This window comes from Janthinobacterium sp. GW822-FHT07H10 (assembly GCF_058798675.1).
Genome location: NZ_JBXAKS010000003.1, coordinates 619,134 through 632,642, shown reverse-complemented (window position 1 = coordinate 632,642; position 13,509 = coordinate 619,134). Strand labels below are relative to the sequence as shown.

The following is a 13,509-nucleotide window of genomic DNA, read 5'->3' as shown; positions in this document are numbered from 1 at the left end:
AACTTTCCCGTTCCCTGTCTGCCACCGCATGCCCACACCCTCGACCTCTGCCGCCTGCCCCTGTGGCGGCGCCACCTACGCCAGCTGCTGCGGCCCGTATCTCGCGGGCGATGCCTTGCCGCCCACGGCCGAAGCGCTGATGCGCTCGCGCTACACGGCCTTCACCTTGCGCGACGAGCCCTATCTGCTGGCCACCTGGCATCCCGGCACCCGTCCCGCCGACGCTTTATTTACCGAAGAAGAAAAAGTCCACTGGCTGGGACTTGAGGTAAAATCTGCTTTACGTTTACGTCAACGTAAAGCAATATCAGCAGATCAAGCCGAAGAGATGCACCGCGACAGCGTGGAATTCGTGGCCCGCTACAAGGTCAATGGTCGCGCGCACCGCCTGCATGAAGTGAGCCGTTTCGTGCGCGAAGCGGGCGAGGGCGGTGGCGCCCTGCGCTGGTTTTATCTCGACGGCAGTTTTCCCGAATAGCGCGACCCGAGAGACCGGGCGATAAGAAAAAGGAACCGCAATGCCGCACATCGAAAGCAAACTCAATCCGCGCAGTGAAGATTTCAAGGCCAATGCCGCGGCCATGCAAGCCATCGTCGACGATTTGCGCGACAAGGTGGAAAAGATCGCGGCCGGCGGCGGCGAGGCGGCGGCCGCCAAGCACCTGGCGCGCGGCAAACTGCTGCCGCGCGACCGCGTGCAGATGCTGCTCGATCCCGGCACGCCCTTCCTCGAGTTTTCCCAGATGGCGGCCTACGCCATGTACCAGGACGCCAAGGGCGTCGATGCGGCGCCTTCCGCCGGCATCATCACCGGCATCGGCCGCGTCTCGGGCCAGGAATGCGTCATCGTCTGCAACGACGCCACCGTCAAGGGCGGCACGTATTACCCGATGACGGTGAAAAAGCATTTGCGCGCCCAGGAAATCGCCGACCAGAACAACCTGCCCTGCATCTACCTGGTCGACTCGGGCGGCGCCAACCTGCCGAACCAGGACGACGTCTTCCCCGACCGCGACCATTTCGGCCGCATCTTCTACAACCAGGCGAACCTGTCGGCCAAGGGCATCCCGCAGATCGCCGTGGTGATGGGCTCTTGCACGGCGGGCGGCGCCTACGTGCCGGCCATGAGCGACGAGTCGATCATCGTCAAGGAACAGGGCACGATTTTCCTCGGCGGCCCGCCGCTGGTGAAAGCGGCCACCGGCGAAGTGGTGACGGCCGAAGACCTGGGCGGCGGCGACGTGCATACGCGCTTGTCCGGCGTGGTCGACCATCTGGCGCAGAACGACCTGCACGCGCTGTCGCTGGCGCGCACCATCGTCTCGAACCTGAACCGCACCAAGCCGCAGCAGATGGCGCTGCGCGAATCCGTGGAACCGAAATACCCGACGCAGGAACTGTATGGCGTGATCCCCGTCGACACGCGCAAGCCCTTCGACGTGCGCGAGGTGATCGCGCGCATCGTCGACGGCAGCGATTTCGACGAATTCAAGGCGCGCTACGGCACCACCCTGATCTGCGGCTTCGCGCACATCTATGGCGTGAAGGTCGGCATCATCGCCAACAACGGCATCTTGTTCTCCGAATCGGCGCTGAAAGGCACGCACTTTATTGAACTGTGCTGCCAGCGCAAGATCCCGCTCGTGTTCCTGCAAAATATCACCGGCTTCATGGTGGGCCGCAAATACGAAAACGAGGGCATCGCCCGCAATGGCGCCAAGATGGTGACGGCCGTGGCCACGGCCGCCGTGCCGAAATTCACGGTGATCATCGGCGGCAGCTTCGGCGCCGGCAACTACGGCATGTGCGGCCGCGCGTTCTCGCCCCGCTTCATGTGGATGTGGCCCAATGCGCGCATCTCCGTCATGGGCGGCGACCAGGCCGCTTCCGTACTGGCGACCGTCAAGCGCGACGGCATCGAAGGCAAGGGCGGCGCATGGAGCGCGGACGAGGAAGCAGCCTTCAAGCAGCCGATCAAGGAGCAGTACGAGCACCAGGGCCACCCGTATTACGCCACCGCGCGCCTGTGGGACGACGGCGTGATCGACCCGGCCGATACCCGCATGGTGCTGGGCCTGGGCTTGTCGGCCGCGCTGAACGCCGAGATTCCGGACACGAAGTTCGGCGTCTTCCGCATGTAACCGGCAATAAGGGAGAAAAATCATGGAATTTGAAACCTTAAAGCTGGTCATCGAGGGCAATGTCGCCACCGTGACCCTGAACCGCCCCGACGTGCGCAACGCCTTCAACGAGACGACGATCGCCGAACTGGCGCGCGCCTTCGAGGGCCTGGGCCGCAGCGACATGGTGCGCGCCATCGTGCTGGCGGCCAATGGCGCGGCCTTTTGCGCCGGCGCGGACCTGAACTGGATGAAGAAGATGGCAGGCTACACGCATGCCGAAAACCAGGCCGACGCGCTGCAGCTGGCACAGATGCTGCGCACGATTTACCTGTGTCCGAAGCCCGTGGTGGCGAAGATCCAGGGCGACTGTTATGCGGGCGGCATGGGCCTCGTCGCCGCATGCGATATCATTCTGGCTGCGGAAGACGTGCATTTCTGCCTGAGCGAAGTGCGGCTGGGACTGATCCCGGCCACTATTTCACCGTATGTCATCAAGGCCATGGGCGAAAACGCGGCTCGCCGCTACTTTATCTCCGCGGAGCGATTCTCCGCACAGGAAGCGCTGCGCATCGGCTTTGCCCACGAGGTAGTCGCTGGCGACGCACTGGACGCGAAAACCGCCGAGGTGCTGAAAGCGCTGACGGGCAACAGCCCGCACGCCGTGGCGCAAGCGAAAACGCTGGTGCGCGAGATCGCCGGCCTGCCGGTCGACGACGCGCTGCTGGCGGACACGGCCGAGCGCATCGCGCAGATCCGCGCCTCGGAACAGGGGCGCGAAGGCGTGCAATCGTTCCTCGACAAGCGCAAGCCGAGTTGGCTCATGGGCTAGCGCATGGACTAAGAATATCATTGGAGCAGTTTTGAAAGCAGAAAAACAATCGGGCTGGGTCGAACGCAGTCTGCGCAGCGTGTGGCATCCGTGCACGCAAATGCAGCATCACGAGACGGTCCCCTTGATCCCCGTCAGCCATGGCCGCGGCGCCTGGCTGTACGATCACGAAGGCAGACGCTACCTGGACGCCATCAGCTCCTGGTGGGTGAATCTGTTCGGCCATGCCAATCCGCGCATCAATGCGGAACTGAAGGACCAGCTCGACCGCCTGGAACACGCGATGCTGGCCGGCTTCACGCATGAACCGGTGATCGAGCTGTCTGAAAAGCTGTCTGCCCTGACGGGCGGCGTGCTGGGCCACAGCTTTTATGCGTCCGACGGCGCCTCGGCCGTGGAAATCGCCCTGAAAATGAGCTTTCACGCGTGGCGCAACAGCGGCAAGGGCGAAAAACAGGAATTCGTCTGCCTGAAGGGCAGCTACCACGGCGAAACCATCGGCGCCCTGGCCGTCACCGACGTCGCCCTGTTCAAGGATGCCTACGGCCCCCTGCTGCGCGCGTCGCAGACGGTGATGTCGCCCGACTTCCGCCAGGCGGCCGAGGGCGAATCGGCGCAGGACGTGGCGCGCCGCGCGGCCGCCGACGTCGAGCGTTTGTTCCAGCAGAAGGCCGACAAGATCGCCGCCATCATCATCGAGCCGCTGGTACAGTGCGCCACCGGCATGGCCATGCACGACCCGCTGTACCTGGCGCTGGTGCGCGCCCTGTGCGACCGTTATCAGGTCCATCTGATCCTCGACGAAATCGCCGTCGGCTGCGGCCGCACGGGCACCTTCTTTGCCTGCGAACAGGCCGGCATCTGGCCCGATTTCGTATGTCTCTCAAAAGGCATCAGCGGCGGCTACCTGCCTTTGTCGCTGGTGATGACGCGCGAAGACATCTACCAGGCCTTCTACAGCGCCGACGTGCGCCGCGGCTTTTTGCATTCGCACTCGTACACGGGCAATCCGCTGGCCTGCCGTGCGGCGCTGGCGACGCTGGCCATCTTCGAGGAAGACGATGTGCTGGCGGCCAACCGCGAACGCGCCGCCAAAATCACGCAAGCGCTGGCGCCGCTGGCGCAGCACGAAAGAGTACACAACTTCAGGCAGCAGGGCATGATCTGGGCCTTCGATGCGGTGGACGCGGCGTCCGATTTCTCGCGCCGCTTCTTCAGCACGGCGCTGGAACACGAGCTGCTGATGCGTCCCATCGGCGCCACCGTCTACCTGATGCCGCCGTATATTCTCGACGACGAAGAAATCGCGGGCCTGGGCCGGCAGACCCTGGCCGTCTTCAACAAAGTGATCGGGGCCTGAGATGGAACTGATCGCCCGATTACAACGGCAGCTGCAAGGGCTGGAAGAGCGTAGCCTGATCCGCCGCCGCCGCACCGTCGACACGCCGTGCGCGCCGCGCCTGACGGTCGATGGCCGCGCCATGCTGGCTTTTTGCAGCAATGACTACCTGGGCCTGGCATCGCATCCGCGCATCGTGGCGGCGCTGCAAGAGGGCGCCGGCCTGTATGGCGCCGGCAGCGGCGCCTCGCACCTGATCAGCGGCCATGGCCGCGCCCACGCGCAACTGGAAGAGCGCCTGGCCGATTTTGTCGGCGTCAACCTGGAACAGGCGCGCGCGCTGTATTTCTGCACCGGCTACATGGCCAATTTGGCCGTGCTGACCGCCCTGTCGGCGGGCGACCCGGATGCCGAGATTTTCTCGGAAGCGCTGAACCACGCCTCGCTGATCGACGGCACGCGCCTGGCGCGCGTCAAGACGCGCGTGTATCCGCACGCCGACCTCGATGCCCTGGCGGCGCTGCTGGCGGAAAGCACAGCCAAAAACAAGATCGTCGTCACCGACAGCGTCTTCAGCATGGATGGCGACCTGGCGCCGCTGCCCGCGCTGCTGGCCCTGTGCGAGCGGCATGGCGCCTGGCTGGTGGTCGACGACGCGCACGGTTTCGGCGCGCTGGGCGAACATGGCCGCGGCGCGCTGGAACACTTCGGCCTGCATTCGCCGCACCTCGTATATGTAGGCACCTTGGGCAAGTCGGCCGGCGTGGGCGGCGCCTTCGTTTGCGCGCACGACGCCGTCATCGAAACCCTGATCCAGAAGGCGCGCCCCTACATCTTCACCACGGCGGCCGCGCCCGCGCTCGCGCATGCGCTGCTGGCCAGCCTGGACATCATCGCCGGCGACGAAGGCCGGCAGCGCCGCGCCCACCTGGCGGCGCTGGTGGCGCAATGGAACGATGGTTTGCAGCTGCAACGCTGGCAAGCCTTGCCGTCGCTGTCCGCCATCCAGCCCGTCATCGTCGGCGAGAACGCGGAAATGATGGCCATCGCCGCCAACCTGTACGAACAGGGCCTGTGGGTCGGCGCGATCCGCCCGCCCACCGTGCCATTGGGCACGGCGCGCCTGCGCGTGACCCTGTCGGCCGGCCACACGGCGCAGGAAGTGGCGCAATTGATCAACGCAGTCAACACCCTGGAAAGGACTCGCCATGAGCCTTGATGATCCTATCGTGGCCGAGGTGCTGGCGGACCTGGCGCCGGCCGTGCAGCCGGCGCCCGCCGCCAGCGGCCTGCCATCGCACTTTGCCTGTTTCGTCACCGGCACCGACACGGAAATCGGCAAGACCCTGACCTCGTCGGCCCTGCTGCACGCGCTGGTCGCGCGCGGCGTGCGCGCCTGCGGCATGAAACCGGTGGCCGCCGGCGCAGAGATGCGCGACGGCGAGCTGCATAATGAAGACGCCGACAGCCTGATCGCCGCCGGCAACGTCACCATGCTGCGCAGCCTGACCACGCCCTACATGCTGAAGGAACCGGCGGCGCCGCACATCGCCGCCGCCCTCGAAGGCGTGAGCATCGAATCGGTGCCTATCCTGGCCGCCTACCTGGAAATCGCCGCCGCCTCGGACGCCGTCGTGGTCGAAGGCGTGGGCGGCTTCCGCGTGCCGCTGTCGCCCGGTTTCGACTCGGCCGACCTGGCGCAGCAGCTCGACCTGCCCGTGATCCTGGTCGTCGGCATGCGCCTGGGCTGCATCAGCCAGGCCTTGCTGACGGTGGAAGCCATCGAAGCGCGCGGCTTGAGCGTCGTCGGCTGGGTCGCCAACACATTGGAAGTGGAAATGCGCTTCCTCGACGAAAACATCGATGCGCTGATCGAGCGCATCCCGGCGCCGCTGCTGGGCAAGGTACCGCGCCTGGCGCAGCCGAGCGCGGAAGCCGCGGCGGCGTATCTCGATTTCACCAGCCTGCCCAACTGGCCGGCGCAGCGGTCGCAGAATTAAACCAAACAACTGAACGTACTCAAAAATAGAAGCGAAGGAATCACATGTCTCACGTCCAAGAAGCAGCAAAAACCGTCGAACTGCACCGCCCTGCGGCGCGCATCACCGTGCCGGAAGCGGCCACCTGGCCCGTCGCCGATGTGCTGGCCCTGTTCGACCTGCCTTTCAATGACCTGATGTTCAAGGCCCAGCAAACCCACCGCGCCAACTTCCCGGACGGCGACGTGGAATTGGCGACCCTGTTGTCGATCAAGACCGGCGGCTGCGAGGAAGACTGCGGCTACTGCCCGCAGGCAGCCCGCTACGACACGGGCGTGGAAGCGAAGAAAATCCTCGACATCGACACGGTGCTCGACGCGGCGCGCCAGGCAAAGGCCAACGGCGCCACGCGCTTCTGCATGGGCGCCGCCTGGCGCAGCCCGAAAGAGCGCGACATGGAAAAAGTCGAAGAGATGGTGACCAAGGTCAAGGCGCTGGGCCTGGAAACATGCGCTACTTTGGGCATGCTGGAAGAGGGGCAAGCCGACCGCCTGAAGAACGCGGGCCTCGACTTCTACAACCATAACCTCGACACGGCGCCCGAGTTCTACGACAACGTCATCTCCACGCGCGAATACCAGGACCGCCTGGACACCCTGGGCCGCGTGCGCGAAGCGGGCCTGAAAGTATGCTGCGGCGGCATCGTCGGCATGGGCGAGACGCGCCTGCAGCGCGCCGGCCTGATCGCCCAGCTGGCCAATCTGAATCCGTATCCTGAATCGGTGCCCGTCAACCACCTGGTACAGGTGGAAGGCACGCCGATGTATGGCCTGGAGGCGCTCGATCCGTTCGAATTCGTGCGCACCATCGCCGTGGCCCGCATCACCATGCCGAAGGCGCGCGTGCGTTTGTCGGCCGGCCGGCGCCAGATGGGCGAAGCCGTGCAGGCCATGTGCTTCCTGGCCGGCGCCAACTCCATCTTCTACGGCGACAAGCTGCTCACCACCGACAATCCGGAAGCGGAAGACGACCGCACCCTGTTGAACAAGCTGGGCTTGCAGACGCGCGGCGCCATGCTCGACTCGGTGCAGAAAGAGAAGTGCGGCTGCTGATCCAGCCCTGTCGGGTTACGCCGTGCCGGCTAACCCGACCTACGAATACCGCCTCACCATCCGTAGGTCGGCTTAGCGCGCAGCGCGTAAGCCGACAAGCCAACAGACCAGGTCCATCAAGAGACCGCTGCACCTTTGAGAGAATAGAGAGAGACCATGTTCACTAAAATCCTGATCGCCAACCGCGGCGAAATCGCCTGCCGTGTCGCCGCTACCGCGCGCCGCATGGGCATCCAGACCGTCGCCGTGTATTCGGAGGCGGACGCCAACGCCAAGCACGTCGCCGTCTGCGACGAAGCGGTGCTGATCGGCCCCGCGCCGGCCAAGGAAAGCTATCTGTGCGGCGACAAGATCATCGCCGTGGCGCTGGCCACCGGTGCGCAGGCGATCCACCCCGGCTATGGTTTCCTCTCCGAGAACGCGGACTTCGCCGACGCCTGCCACGCTGCAGGCCTGGTCTTCATCGGCCCGCCGGCGTCCGCCATGCGCGCCATGGGTTCCAAGTCCGCCGCCAAGTCGCTGATGGAAAAAGCCCAGGTCCCACTGGTGCCCGGCTACCACGGCGAGGAACAGGATGCGGACTTCCTGCACACGCAAGCCGACAAGATCGGCTACCCCGTCCTGCTGAAGGCCTCGGCCGGCGGCGGCGGCAAGGGCATGCGCGTCATCGACAACAGCGCCGACTTCAAGGCCGCGCTGGCCTCGTGCAAGCGCGAAGCGATCAGCTCCTTCGGCGACGACAAGGTGCTGGCCGAGAAATACCTGTCGCGCCCGCGGCACATAGAAATCCAGGTGTTTGCCGACACGCTCGGCAACTGCATCTACCTGTTCGAGCGCGATTGCTCGGTACAGCGCCGCCATCAAAAGGTGCTGGAAGAGGCGCCGGCGCCGGGCATGCCTGCCGAACGCCGCGCCGCCATGGGCGAGGCGGCCGTCGCCGCCGCCAAGGCCGTCGGCTATGTGGGCGCGGGCACGGTGGAATTCATCGCCAACCAGGACGGCTCGTTCTACTTCATGGAGATGAACACGCGCCTGCAGGTCGAGCATCCGGTGACGGAAATGATCACCGGCACCGACCTGGTGGAATGGCAGCTGCGCGTCGCCTTTGGCGAACCGCTGCCGAAAAAACAGGACGAACTGACCATCCACGGCCACGCCATCGAGGCGCGCATCTATGCGGAAAACCCGGAAAAGGGCTTCTTGCCGTCGATCGGCACCCTGCGCCACATGCAGTCGCCCTCCGCCGTCACGTTCGAGCTGGGCGGAGCGGTGGTGCCGGCCTCCGTGCGCATCGATTCGGGCGTGCGCGAAGGCGACGCCATTTCGCCGTTCTACGACCCGATGATCGCCAAGCTGATCGTCTGGGGCGCGGACCGCCGCGAGGCGCTGGCGCGCATGGCGCAAGCCCTGTCCGAATACCAGATCGTGGGACTGGCCAGCAATATCGCCTTTTTGAAGCGCCTGGTCGAAGGCCAGGCATTCTCCAGCGCGGACCTCGATACGGGTTTGATCGAGCGCAATCACGACGCCCTGTTCCCCGCCCTGCAGGCGGCACCCGACACGGCCCTGGCGCTGGCGTCCGTCGCCCTGCTGCTGGAAGAAAAAGCGACCGCCGAAGCGCAGTCGGAGCACCGCGCCGACCCGTGGGGCAATGCCCTCGGCTGGCGCCTGAACGGCACCTTGGGACGCAGCCTGGCGTTTGCCGACGAATTTACCCAGGCCGGCGACAGCCAGGCCTACGCCGCGCGCATCGCCTACCGGACGGATGGCTGGCTGTTCAACGGCCAGCCCCTGACCCTGACGGCGCGCACAGGCGGGGAACTGCACATCAAACTCGGCGAGCGCGCCGTGCACGGCACCGTGCGCCGCGACGGCGAGCAATTCCACGTGTTTACCCACGGCTTGCACTACACCTTGCACTACAGCGATCCGATGGCGCATGCCGGCGAAACGGAAGCGGAAGGCGGCCGCCTGACGGCGCCGATGCCGGGCAAGGTCGTCGCCGTGCTGGTAAACAAGGGCCAGGACGTCAGGAAGGGCGAGCCCTTGGTCATCATGGAAGCGATGAAGATGGAGCACACGATCGCCGCGCCGCACGACGGCCTGGTGGAAGACGTGCTGTACGCGGTCGGCGACCAGGTGGCCGATGGCGCGCCGCTGCTGGCCTTCAAGGCAGCCGCATAAGGAGCGCTCTTGGAAACGTCCATGCGCATTCTTCTACAACGTTCGGACGGCAAGGAAGCGGCGTGGATCGCCGACTTCCGTGACGTGCTGCCCGAGGCCGAGATCGTCTTCTGGCGCGAGGGCGACACGATCGCGCCATGCGACTATGCCGTCGTGTGGCAGCCGCCCGCCGCCATGCTGCAGGCATTGAGCGGGGTCAAGGCCATCTTCAACACGGGCGCGGGCGTCGACGCCCTCCTGAAATTTGGCGAGGCGCTGCCCGGCCACGTGCCGCTGGTGCGCCTCAACGACGCGGGCATGGGCGTGCAGATGGCCGAATATGTGAGCCACGCCGTGCTGCGCCACTTCCGCCGTTTCGACGATTACGAGGCGCAGGCGCGCGCCGGCATCTGGCAACCGCTGCCCGCATTCGACAAGGCGGACTTCCCCATCGGCGTGCTGGGCATGGGCGTGCTGGGCACGCGCGTGCTCGAGACGCTGGCGCAGTTCGAATTCCCGCTGCGCGGCTGGAGCCGCAGCCGGAAGGACCTCGACGGCGTCGCGTGCTTCGCCGGCGAGGAAGGACTCGAAGCCTTCCTGCGCGGCACGCGCATGCTGGTCTGCATGCTGCCGCTCACGCCGGAGACGCACAACCTGCTCGATCGCGCGCGCCTGTCCATGCTGCTGCCGGGCGCCTATGTCATCAACGTGGCGCGCGGCGCGCATGTGGCCGAGCCGGATCTGCTGACCCTGATCCGCTCCGGCCACATCGCCGGCGCCACCCTCGACGTCTTCCGCAACGAGCCGCTGCCGCAGCAGCACCCGTTCTGGCAAGAACCGCGCATCACCATCACGCCGCATATTTCGGCCGCCACCCTGCGCCGCGAAAGCGTGGCGCAGATCGCCGCCAAGATGCGCCGCCTGCAAGCCGGAGACATGGTCGCCGGCATCGTCAACCGTTTGCAAGGATATTGAAATGAACGCTCAAGCTAGTTTGCCGAAACAGGTCAAGATCGTCGAAGTGGGCCCGCGCGACGGCCTGCAGAACGAGAAGGAAACCATCAGCGCCGCCGTCAAGATCGAGCTGGTCGACCGCCTGACGCAGGCGGGCTTCGCCAATATCGAGGCGGCGTCCTTCGTCTCGCCGAAATGGGTGCCGCAGATGGCCACCAGCGCGGAAGTGATGGAAAAGATCGCGCGCCGCCCAGGCACCATTTATTCGGCGCTGACGCCGAACATGCAGGGTTTCGATGCAGCCCTGGCGGCGAAGGCCGATGAAGTGGTGATCTTCGGTTCGGCGTCCGAGGCGTTCTCGCAAAAGAACATCAACTGCTCGATCGCCGAATCGATCGCCCGCTTCGAAGGCGTGGCGAAGGCGGCCAAGGAACACGGCCTGCGCCTGCGCGGCAGCATCAGCTGCGCCTTCGGCTGCCCCTACCAGGGTGATGTGCCGCTCGACGCCGTGGCCGACGTGGTGGCTCGCATGCGCGACCTCGGTTGCGACGAGATCGACATCGCCGACACCATCGGCGTGGCCACGCCGCGCAAAACGCAGGCGGTGATGGCGCGCGCCATCGCGGCCTTCCATGTCGGCGGCCTGTCCGGCCACTTCCACGACACCTACGGCCAGGCGCTGGCAAATATCTACGCCAGCCTGGAAACGGGCATCGCGATCTATCATTCGTCCGTCTCGGGCCTGGGCGGCTGCCCGTACGCCAAGGGCGCCACCGGCAACGTGGCGACCGAAGACGTGCTGTACATGATGCAGGGACTGGGAATTGCCACCGGCATCGACCTCGACCTGGTGGTGGACGCGGGCCAGTTCATCTCGCAGCAGCTGGGGCGCAAGGGTTCCAGCCGCGCCGGCAACGCCATCGCGGCAAAACGCATCGCTGCGTAGGTCGGATTAGCGTGGCAACGCCACGCGTAATCCGACGTCACCGAGGTCATGGCCAACACTGTTATCGGGTTACGCGCCTGGCGCTAACCCGACCTACGCCGGCTTATTCCGTCCTGCCTGAACCATACAGACGAAAAAAAACCCAAGAGCCTAAACTCTTGGGTTTTTTTCTACAAATTTGGTCGGAGTACAAGGATTCGAACCTTGGACCCCCTGGTCCCAAACCAGGTGCGCTACCGGGCTGCGCCACACTCCGAAGACCAAGATAATACAGCCCGTATCGACTTCGGTCAAGGGTCAGGTGAAACTCTGTGTAAATTATTTACGGGCGGCACAGGAAGCCGTGTATTTTTCAAAACGATTGAAGTATGCGACACTCGACACGCAGGTTTTCCCGATCAGACATGAAGGCGACGACGGCAATGGAGTTCAGTACAGGAATACGCGCAGATGGCGGCGATGGCCGGTCCGTCTCGAATCGCCGCGGTATCGCGCTGGGCATCGCCGTGTCCTTGCTGCTGCATGGCGCCCTGATTTACCTGTGGCGCCACGTCCAGCCGCCAGTCTTGCCCGAAACGGGAACCAAGGTCGAGTCAATTGCCGTGTGGATACGCCCGCTGGCGGCGAAGCCACCCCCGCCACCCGTCGCCGAGGTCAAGCCGAAACGCGAAGCCCAGCCCGTCAGCAAGCCGAAACGCGCCACTGCCACGGAAACGCCAGTGGCGGCCACGGCGCCAGCGGCCAGCCCGCAAGCCATCACGGTCGTACCGGCATCGCCGGCATCGCCGGCGGCCAGTCCCGATGCATTGACGCAAGAGACGCCGAAATTCGACATGGAAGCGGCCAGGAAAACGGCGCGCAAGATGGCCGGCGAACGCGATCCGTCCAAGGTGGGCACGGCCGTGGGGCAGATCCCCGACAAGCCGCTGCGCACGGAAACCCAGCTGGCGCGCGATATCGCGCAAGGCAAGCGCGGCGATTGCAGGACAGACTATGCGGGCGCGGGCTTGCTGGCGCCCGTGCTGATGTTGCTCGACAAGAAGGATAGCGGCTGCAAGTGGTGAGCCTGACAACATACCCCATCCGGGTATCTTGCCATCCCCTTATTCCTGCCCCTTCAACTGCAGCGCCCGCTCATACAGGGCGTTTTTCTTGCGGCCCGTGATTTGCGCCGTCAGATTCGCCGCCTGCTTGACGCTGCATTCGGCCAGCAGGATGTTCAGGATGCGTTCCGCTTCCACGTCTTCCGCGTCCTGCGCCTCGGTGGCGCCTTCCAGCAGGACGACGAATTCGCCCTTTTCGCGGTGCGCGTCGGCACGGATCCAGCTTTCCGCCTCGGACAGCGGGCAGCGGTGGATTTCCTCGAACATTTTCGTCAGTTCGCGCGCGAACACCACCTGGCGCGTCGGCTCGAACGCTGCCGCCAGGGCCGTGGCGCAATCGAGGATGCGGTGCGGCGCCTCATAAAACACCATCGTCGCCGTCACGCCGCGCAGGCTGTGCAGCATGTTTTCACGCTGCTTGGCTTTCGCCGGCAGGAAGCCGACAAAGTAAAACTGGTCATTCAACAGGCCGCTGGCGGAAATGGCGGTGATCGCCGCGGACGGCCCGGGCAGGGGCAGCACGCGCAGGCCGGCCGCGCGCACGGCGTCGACGATGCGCGCGCCGGGGTCGGAGACGGCCGGCGTGCCGGCGTCCGAGACGAGGGCGATGCGTTCGCCGGCGTGCAGGCGGGCAATCAGCGTTTCCGCCACTTCCCGTTCGTTATGTTGATGTGCCGCAATCAAGGGCTTGTTCAGGCCAAAACGCGTCAGCAGGTGCGCCGTGTTGCGCGTATCTTCACAGGCGACGGCATCGGCAATGCTCAGCAAATGCAGCGCGCGCAAGCTGATATCGGTCACATTGCCGATCGGCGTGGCCACTATATACAATGTTGCGCTAGGATAGACCTGGTGCGCCGCCTCTGTCATGATGGGCAGGCTGGCGATGGAACTGATTTCTTGTACGGTCATTTTGGAGGTTAAATGCTTGCTAATAGTGTGAAGTTACTGCTTGTTTGTGCCG

General features: G+C 65.0%; 12 protein-coding genes and 1 tRNA gene. 11 read left to right on the top strand and 2 right to left on the bottom strand.

Annotation, left to right across the window (positions count from 1 at the left end):
• Positions 1-28: 28 nt before the first annotated feature.
• From AC1RDJ_RS10640 to AC1RDJ_RS10595, 10 genes are all read left to right on the top strand, one after another.
• Positions 29-478 (top strand): YchJ family protein, encoded by a 450-nt coding sequence (locus AC1RDJ_RS10640; RefSeq protein WP_493027393.1) that lies wholly within the window; start codon positions 29-31, stop codon positions 476-478.
• Between the two features lie 40 nt (positions 479-518).
• The gene (locus AC1RDJ_RS10635; RefSeq protein ID WP_289888096.1) at positions 519-2,141 is read left to right on the top strand and encodes a carboxyl transferase domain-containing protein; all 1,623 of its coding nucleotides are present in this window, start codon (positions 519-521) and stop codon (positions 2,139-2,141) included.
• A 22-nt stretch (positions 2,142-2,163) separates the two neighbouring features.
• Positions 2,164-2,952, top strand: coding sequence for an enoyl-CoA hydratase/isomerase family protein (locus AC1RDJ_RS10630; protein WP_071326010.1), 789 nt, complete (start codon positions 2,164-2,166; stop codon positions 2,950-2,952).
• Between the two features lie 31 nt (positions 2,953-2,983).
• Entirely contained in the window at positions 2,984-4,312 is a 1,329-nt protein-coding gene (gene bioA / locus AC1RDJ_RS10625) for an adenosylmethionine--8-amino-7-oxononanoate transaminase (RefSeq protein ID WP_493027392.1), read from the top strand.
• A 1-nt stretch (position 4,313) separates the two neighbouring features.
• Positions 4,314-5,510 carry an 8-amino-7-oxononanoate synthase gene (gene bioF / locus AC1RDJ_RS10620; protein WP_493027391.1) on the top strand — a complete coding sequence of 399 codons (1,197 nt, stop codon included), beginning with the start codon at positions 4,314-4,316 and terminating at the stop codon, positions 5,508-5,510.
• Complete coding sequence (gene bioD, locus AC1RDJ_RS10615; RefSeq protein ID WP_493027390.1) at positions 5,500-6,291, top strand: dethiobiotin synthase; 792 nt, start codon at positions 5,500-5,502, stop codon at positions 6,289-6,291. Before bioF ends, bioD begins: the two co-directional genes overlap by 11 nt.
• A 44-nt stretch (positions 6,292-6,335) precedes the next feature.
• On the top strand, positions 6,336-7,382 hold the full coding sequence (gene bioB / locus AC1RDJ_RS10610) for a biotin synthase BioB (protein WP_071326006.1): 1,047 nt from the start codon (positions 6,336-6,338) through the stop codon (positions 7,380-7,382).
• Between the two features lie 156 nt (positions 7,383-7,538).
• Entirely contained in the window at positions 7,539-9,566 is a 2,028-nt protein-coding gene (locus AC1RDJ_RS10605; RefSeq protein WP_493027389.1) for an acetyl/propionyl/methylcrotonyl-CoA carboxylase subunit alpha, read from the top strand.
• A 21-nt stretch (positions 9,567-9,587) separates the two neighbouring features.
• Positions 9,588-10,520 carry a 2-hydroxyacid dehydrogenase gene (locus AC1RDJ_RS10600; RefSeq protein ID WP_493027388.1) on the top strand — a complete coding sequence of 311 codons (933 nt, stop codon included), beginning with the start codon at positions 9,588-9,590 and terminating at the stop codon, positions 10,518-10,520.
• Between the two features lies 1 nt (position 10,521).
• Complete coding sequence (locus AC1RDJ_RS10595; protein ID WP_289888084.1) at positions 10,522-11,445, top strand: hydroxymethylglutaryl-CoA lyase; 924 nt, start codon at positions 10,522-10,524, stop codon at positions 11,443-11,445.
• Between the two features lie 179 nt (positions 11,446-11,624).
• Here AC1RDJ_RS10595 and AC1RDJ_RS10590 read toward each other — a convergent pair.
• Positions 11,625-11,701: transfer RNA gene (locus AC1RDJ_RS10590), tRNA-Pro, on the bottom strand.
• Between the two features lie 166 nt (positions 11,702-11,867).
• Here AC1RDJ_RS10590 and AC1RDJ_RS10585 point away from each other — a divergent pair.
• On the top strand, positions 11,868-12,509 hold the full coding sequence (locus AC1RDJ_RS10585) for a hypothetical protein (protein WP_493027387.1): 642 nt from the start codon (positions 11,868-11,870) through the stop codon (positions 12,507-12,509).
• Between the two features lie 39 nt (positions 12,510-12,548).
• On the opposite strand, the gene rsmI is transcribed toward AC1RDJ_RS10585, so the two are convergent.
• The gene (gene rsmI / locus AC1RDJ_RS10580; protein WP_071326001.1) at positions 12,549-13,457 is read right to left on the bottom strand and encodes a 16S rRNA (cytidine(1402)-2'-O)-methyltransferase; all 909 of its coding nucleotides are present in this window, start codon (positions 13,455-13,457) and stop codon (positions 12,549-12,551) included.
• Positions 13,458-13,509: the final 52 nt, after the last annotated feature.

What these genes read in the sequence shown, in the direction of transcription:
- AC1RDJ_RS10640 (WP_493027393.1), top strand. Translation starts at nt 29, where the DNA reads ATGCCCACACCCTCGACCTCTGCCGCCTGCCCCTGTGGCGGCGCCACC.
- AC1RDJ_RS10630 (WP_071326010.1), top strand. Translation starts at nt 2,164, where the DNA reads ATGGAATTTGAAACCTTAAAGCTGGTCATCGAGGGCAATGTCGCCACC.
- AC1RDJ_RS10635 (WP_289888096.1), top strand. Translation starts at nt 519, where the DNA reads ATGCCGCACATCGAAAGCAAACTCAATCCGCGCAGTGAAGATTTCAAG.
- bioB (WP_071326006.1), top strand. Translation starts at nt 6,336, where the DNA reads ATGTCTCACGTCCAAGAAGCAGCAAAAACCGTCGAACTGCACCGCCCT.
- rsmI (WP_071326001.1), bottom strand. Translation starts at nt 13,457, where the DNA reads ATGACCGTACAAGAAATCAGTTCCATCGCCAGCCTGCCCATCATGACA.
- AC1RDJ_RS10585 (WP_493027387.1), top strand. Translation starts at nt 11,868, where the DNA reads ATGGAGTTCAGTACAGGAATACGCGCAGATGGCGGCGATGGCCGGTCC.
- bioD (WP_493027390.1), top strand. Translation starts at nt 5,500, where the DNA reads ATGAGCCTTGATGATCCTATCGTGGCCGAGGTGCTGGCGGACCTGGCG.
- bioF (WP_493027391.1), top strand. Translation starts at nt 4,314, where the DNA reads ATGGAACTGATCGCCCGATTACAACGGCAGCTGCAAGGGCTGGAAGAG.
- AC1RDJ_RS10595 (WP_289888084.1), top strand. Translation starts at nt 10,522, where the DNA reads ATGAACGCTCAAGCTAGTTTGCCGAAACAGGTCAAGATCGTCGAAGTG.
- AC1RDJ_RS10600 (WP_493027388.1), top strand. Translation starts at nt 9,588, where the DNA reads ATGCGCATTCTTCTACAACGTTCGGACGGCAAGGAAGCGGCGTGGATC.
- AC1RDJ_RS10605 (WP_493027389.1), top strand. Translation starts at nt 7,539, where the DNA reads ATGTTCACTAAAATCCTGATCGCCAACCGCGGCGAAATCGCCTGCCGT.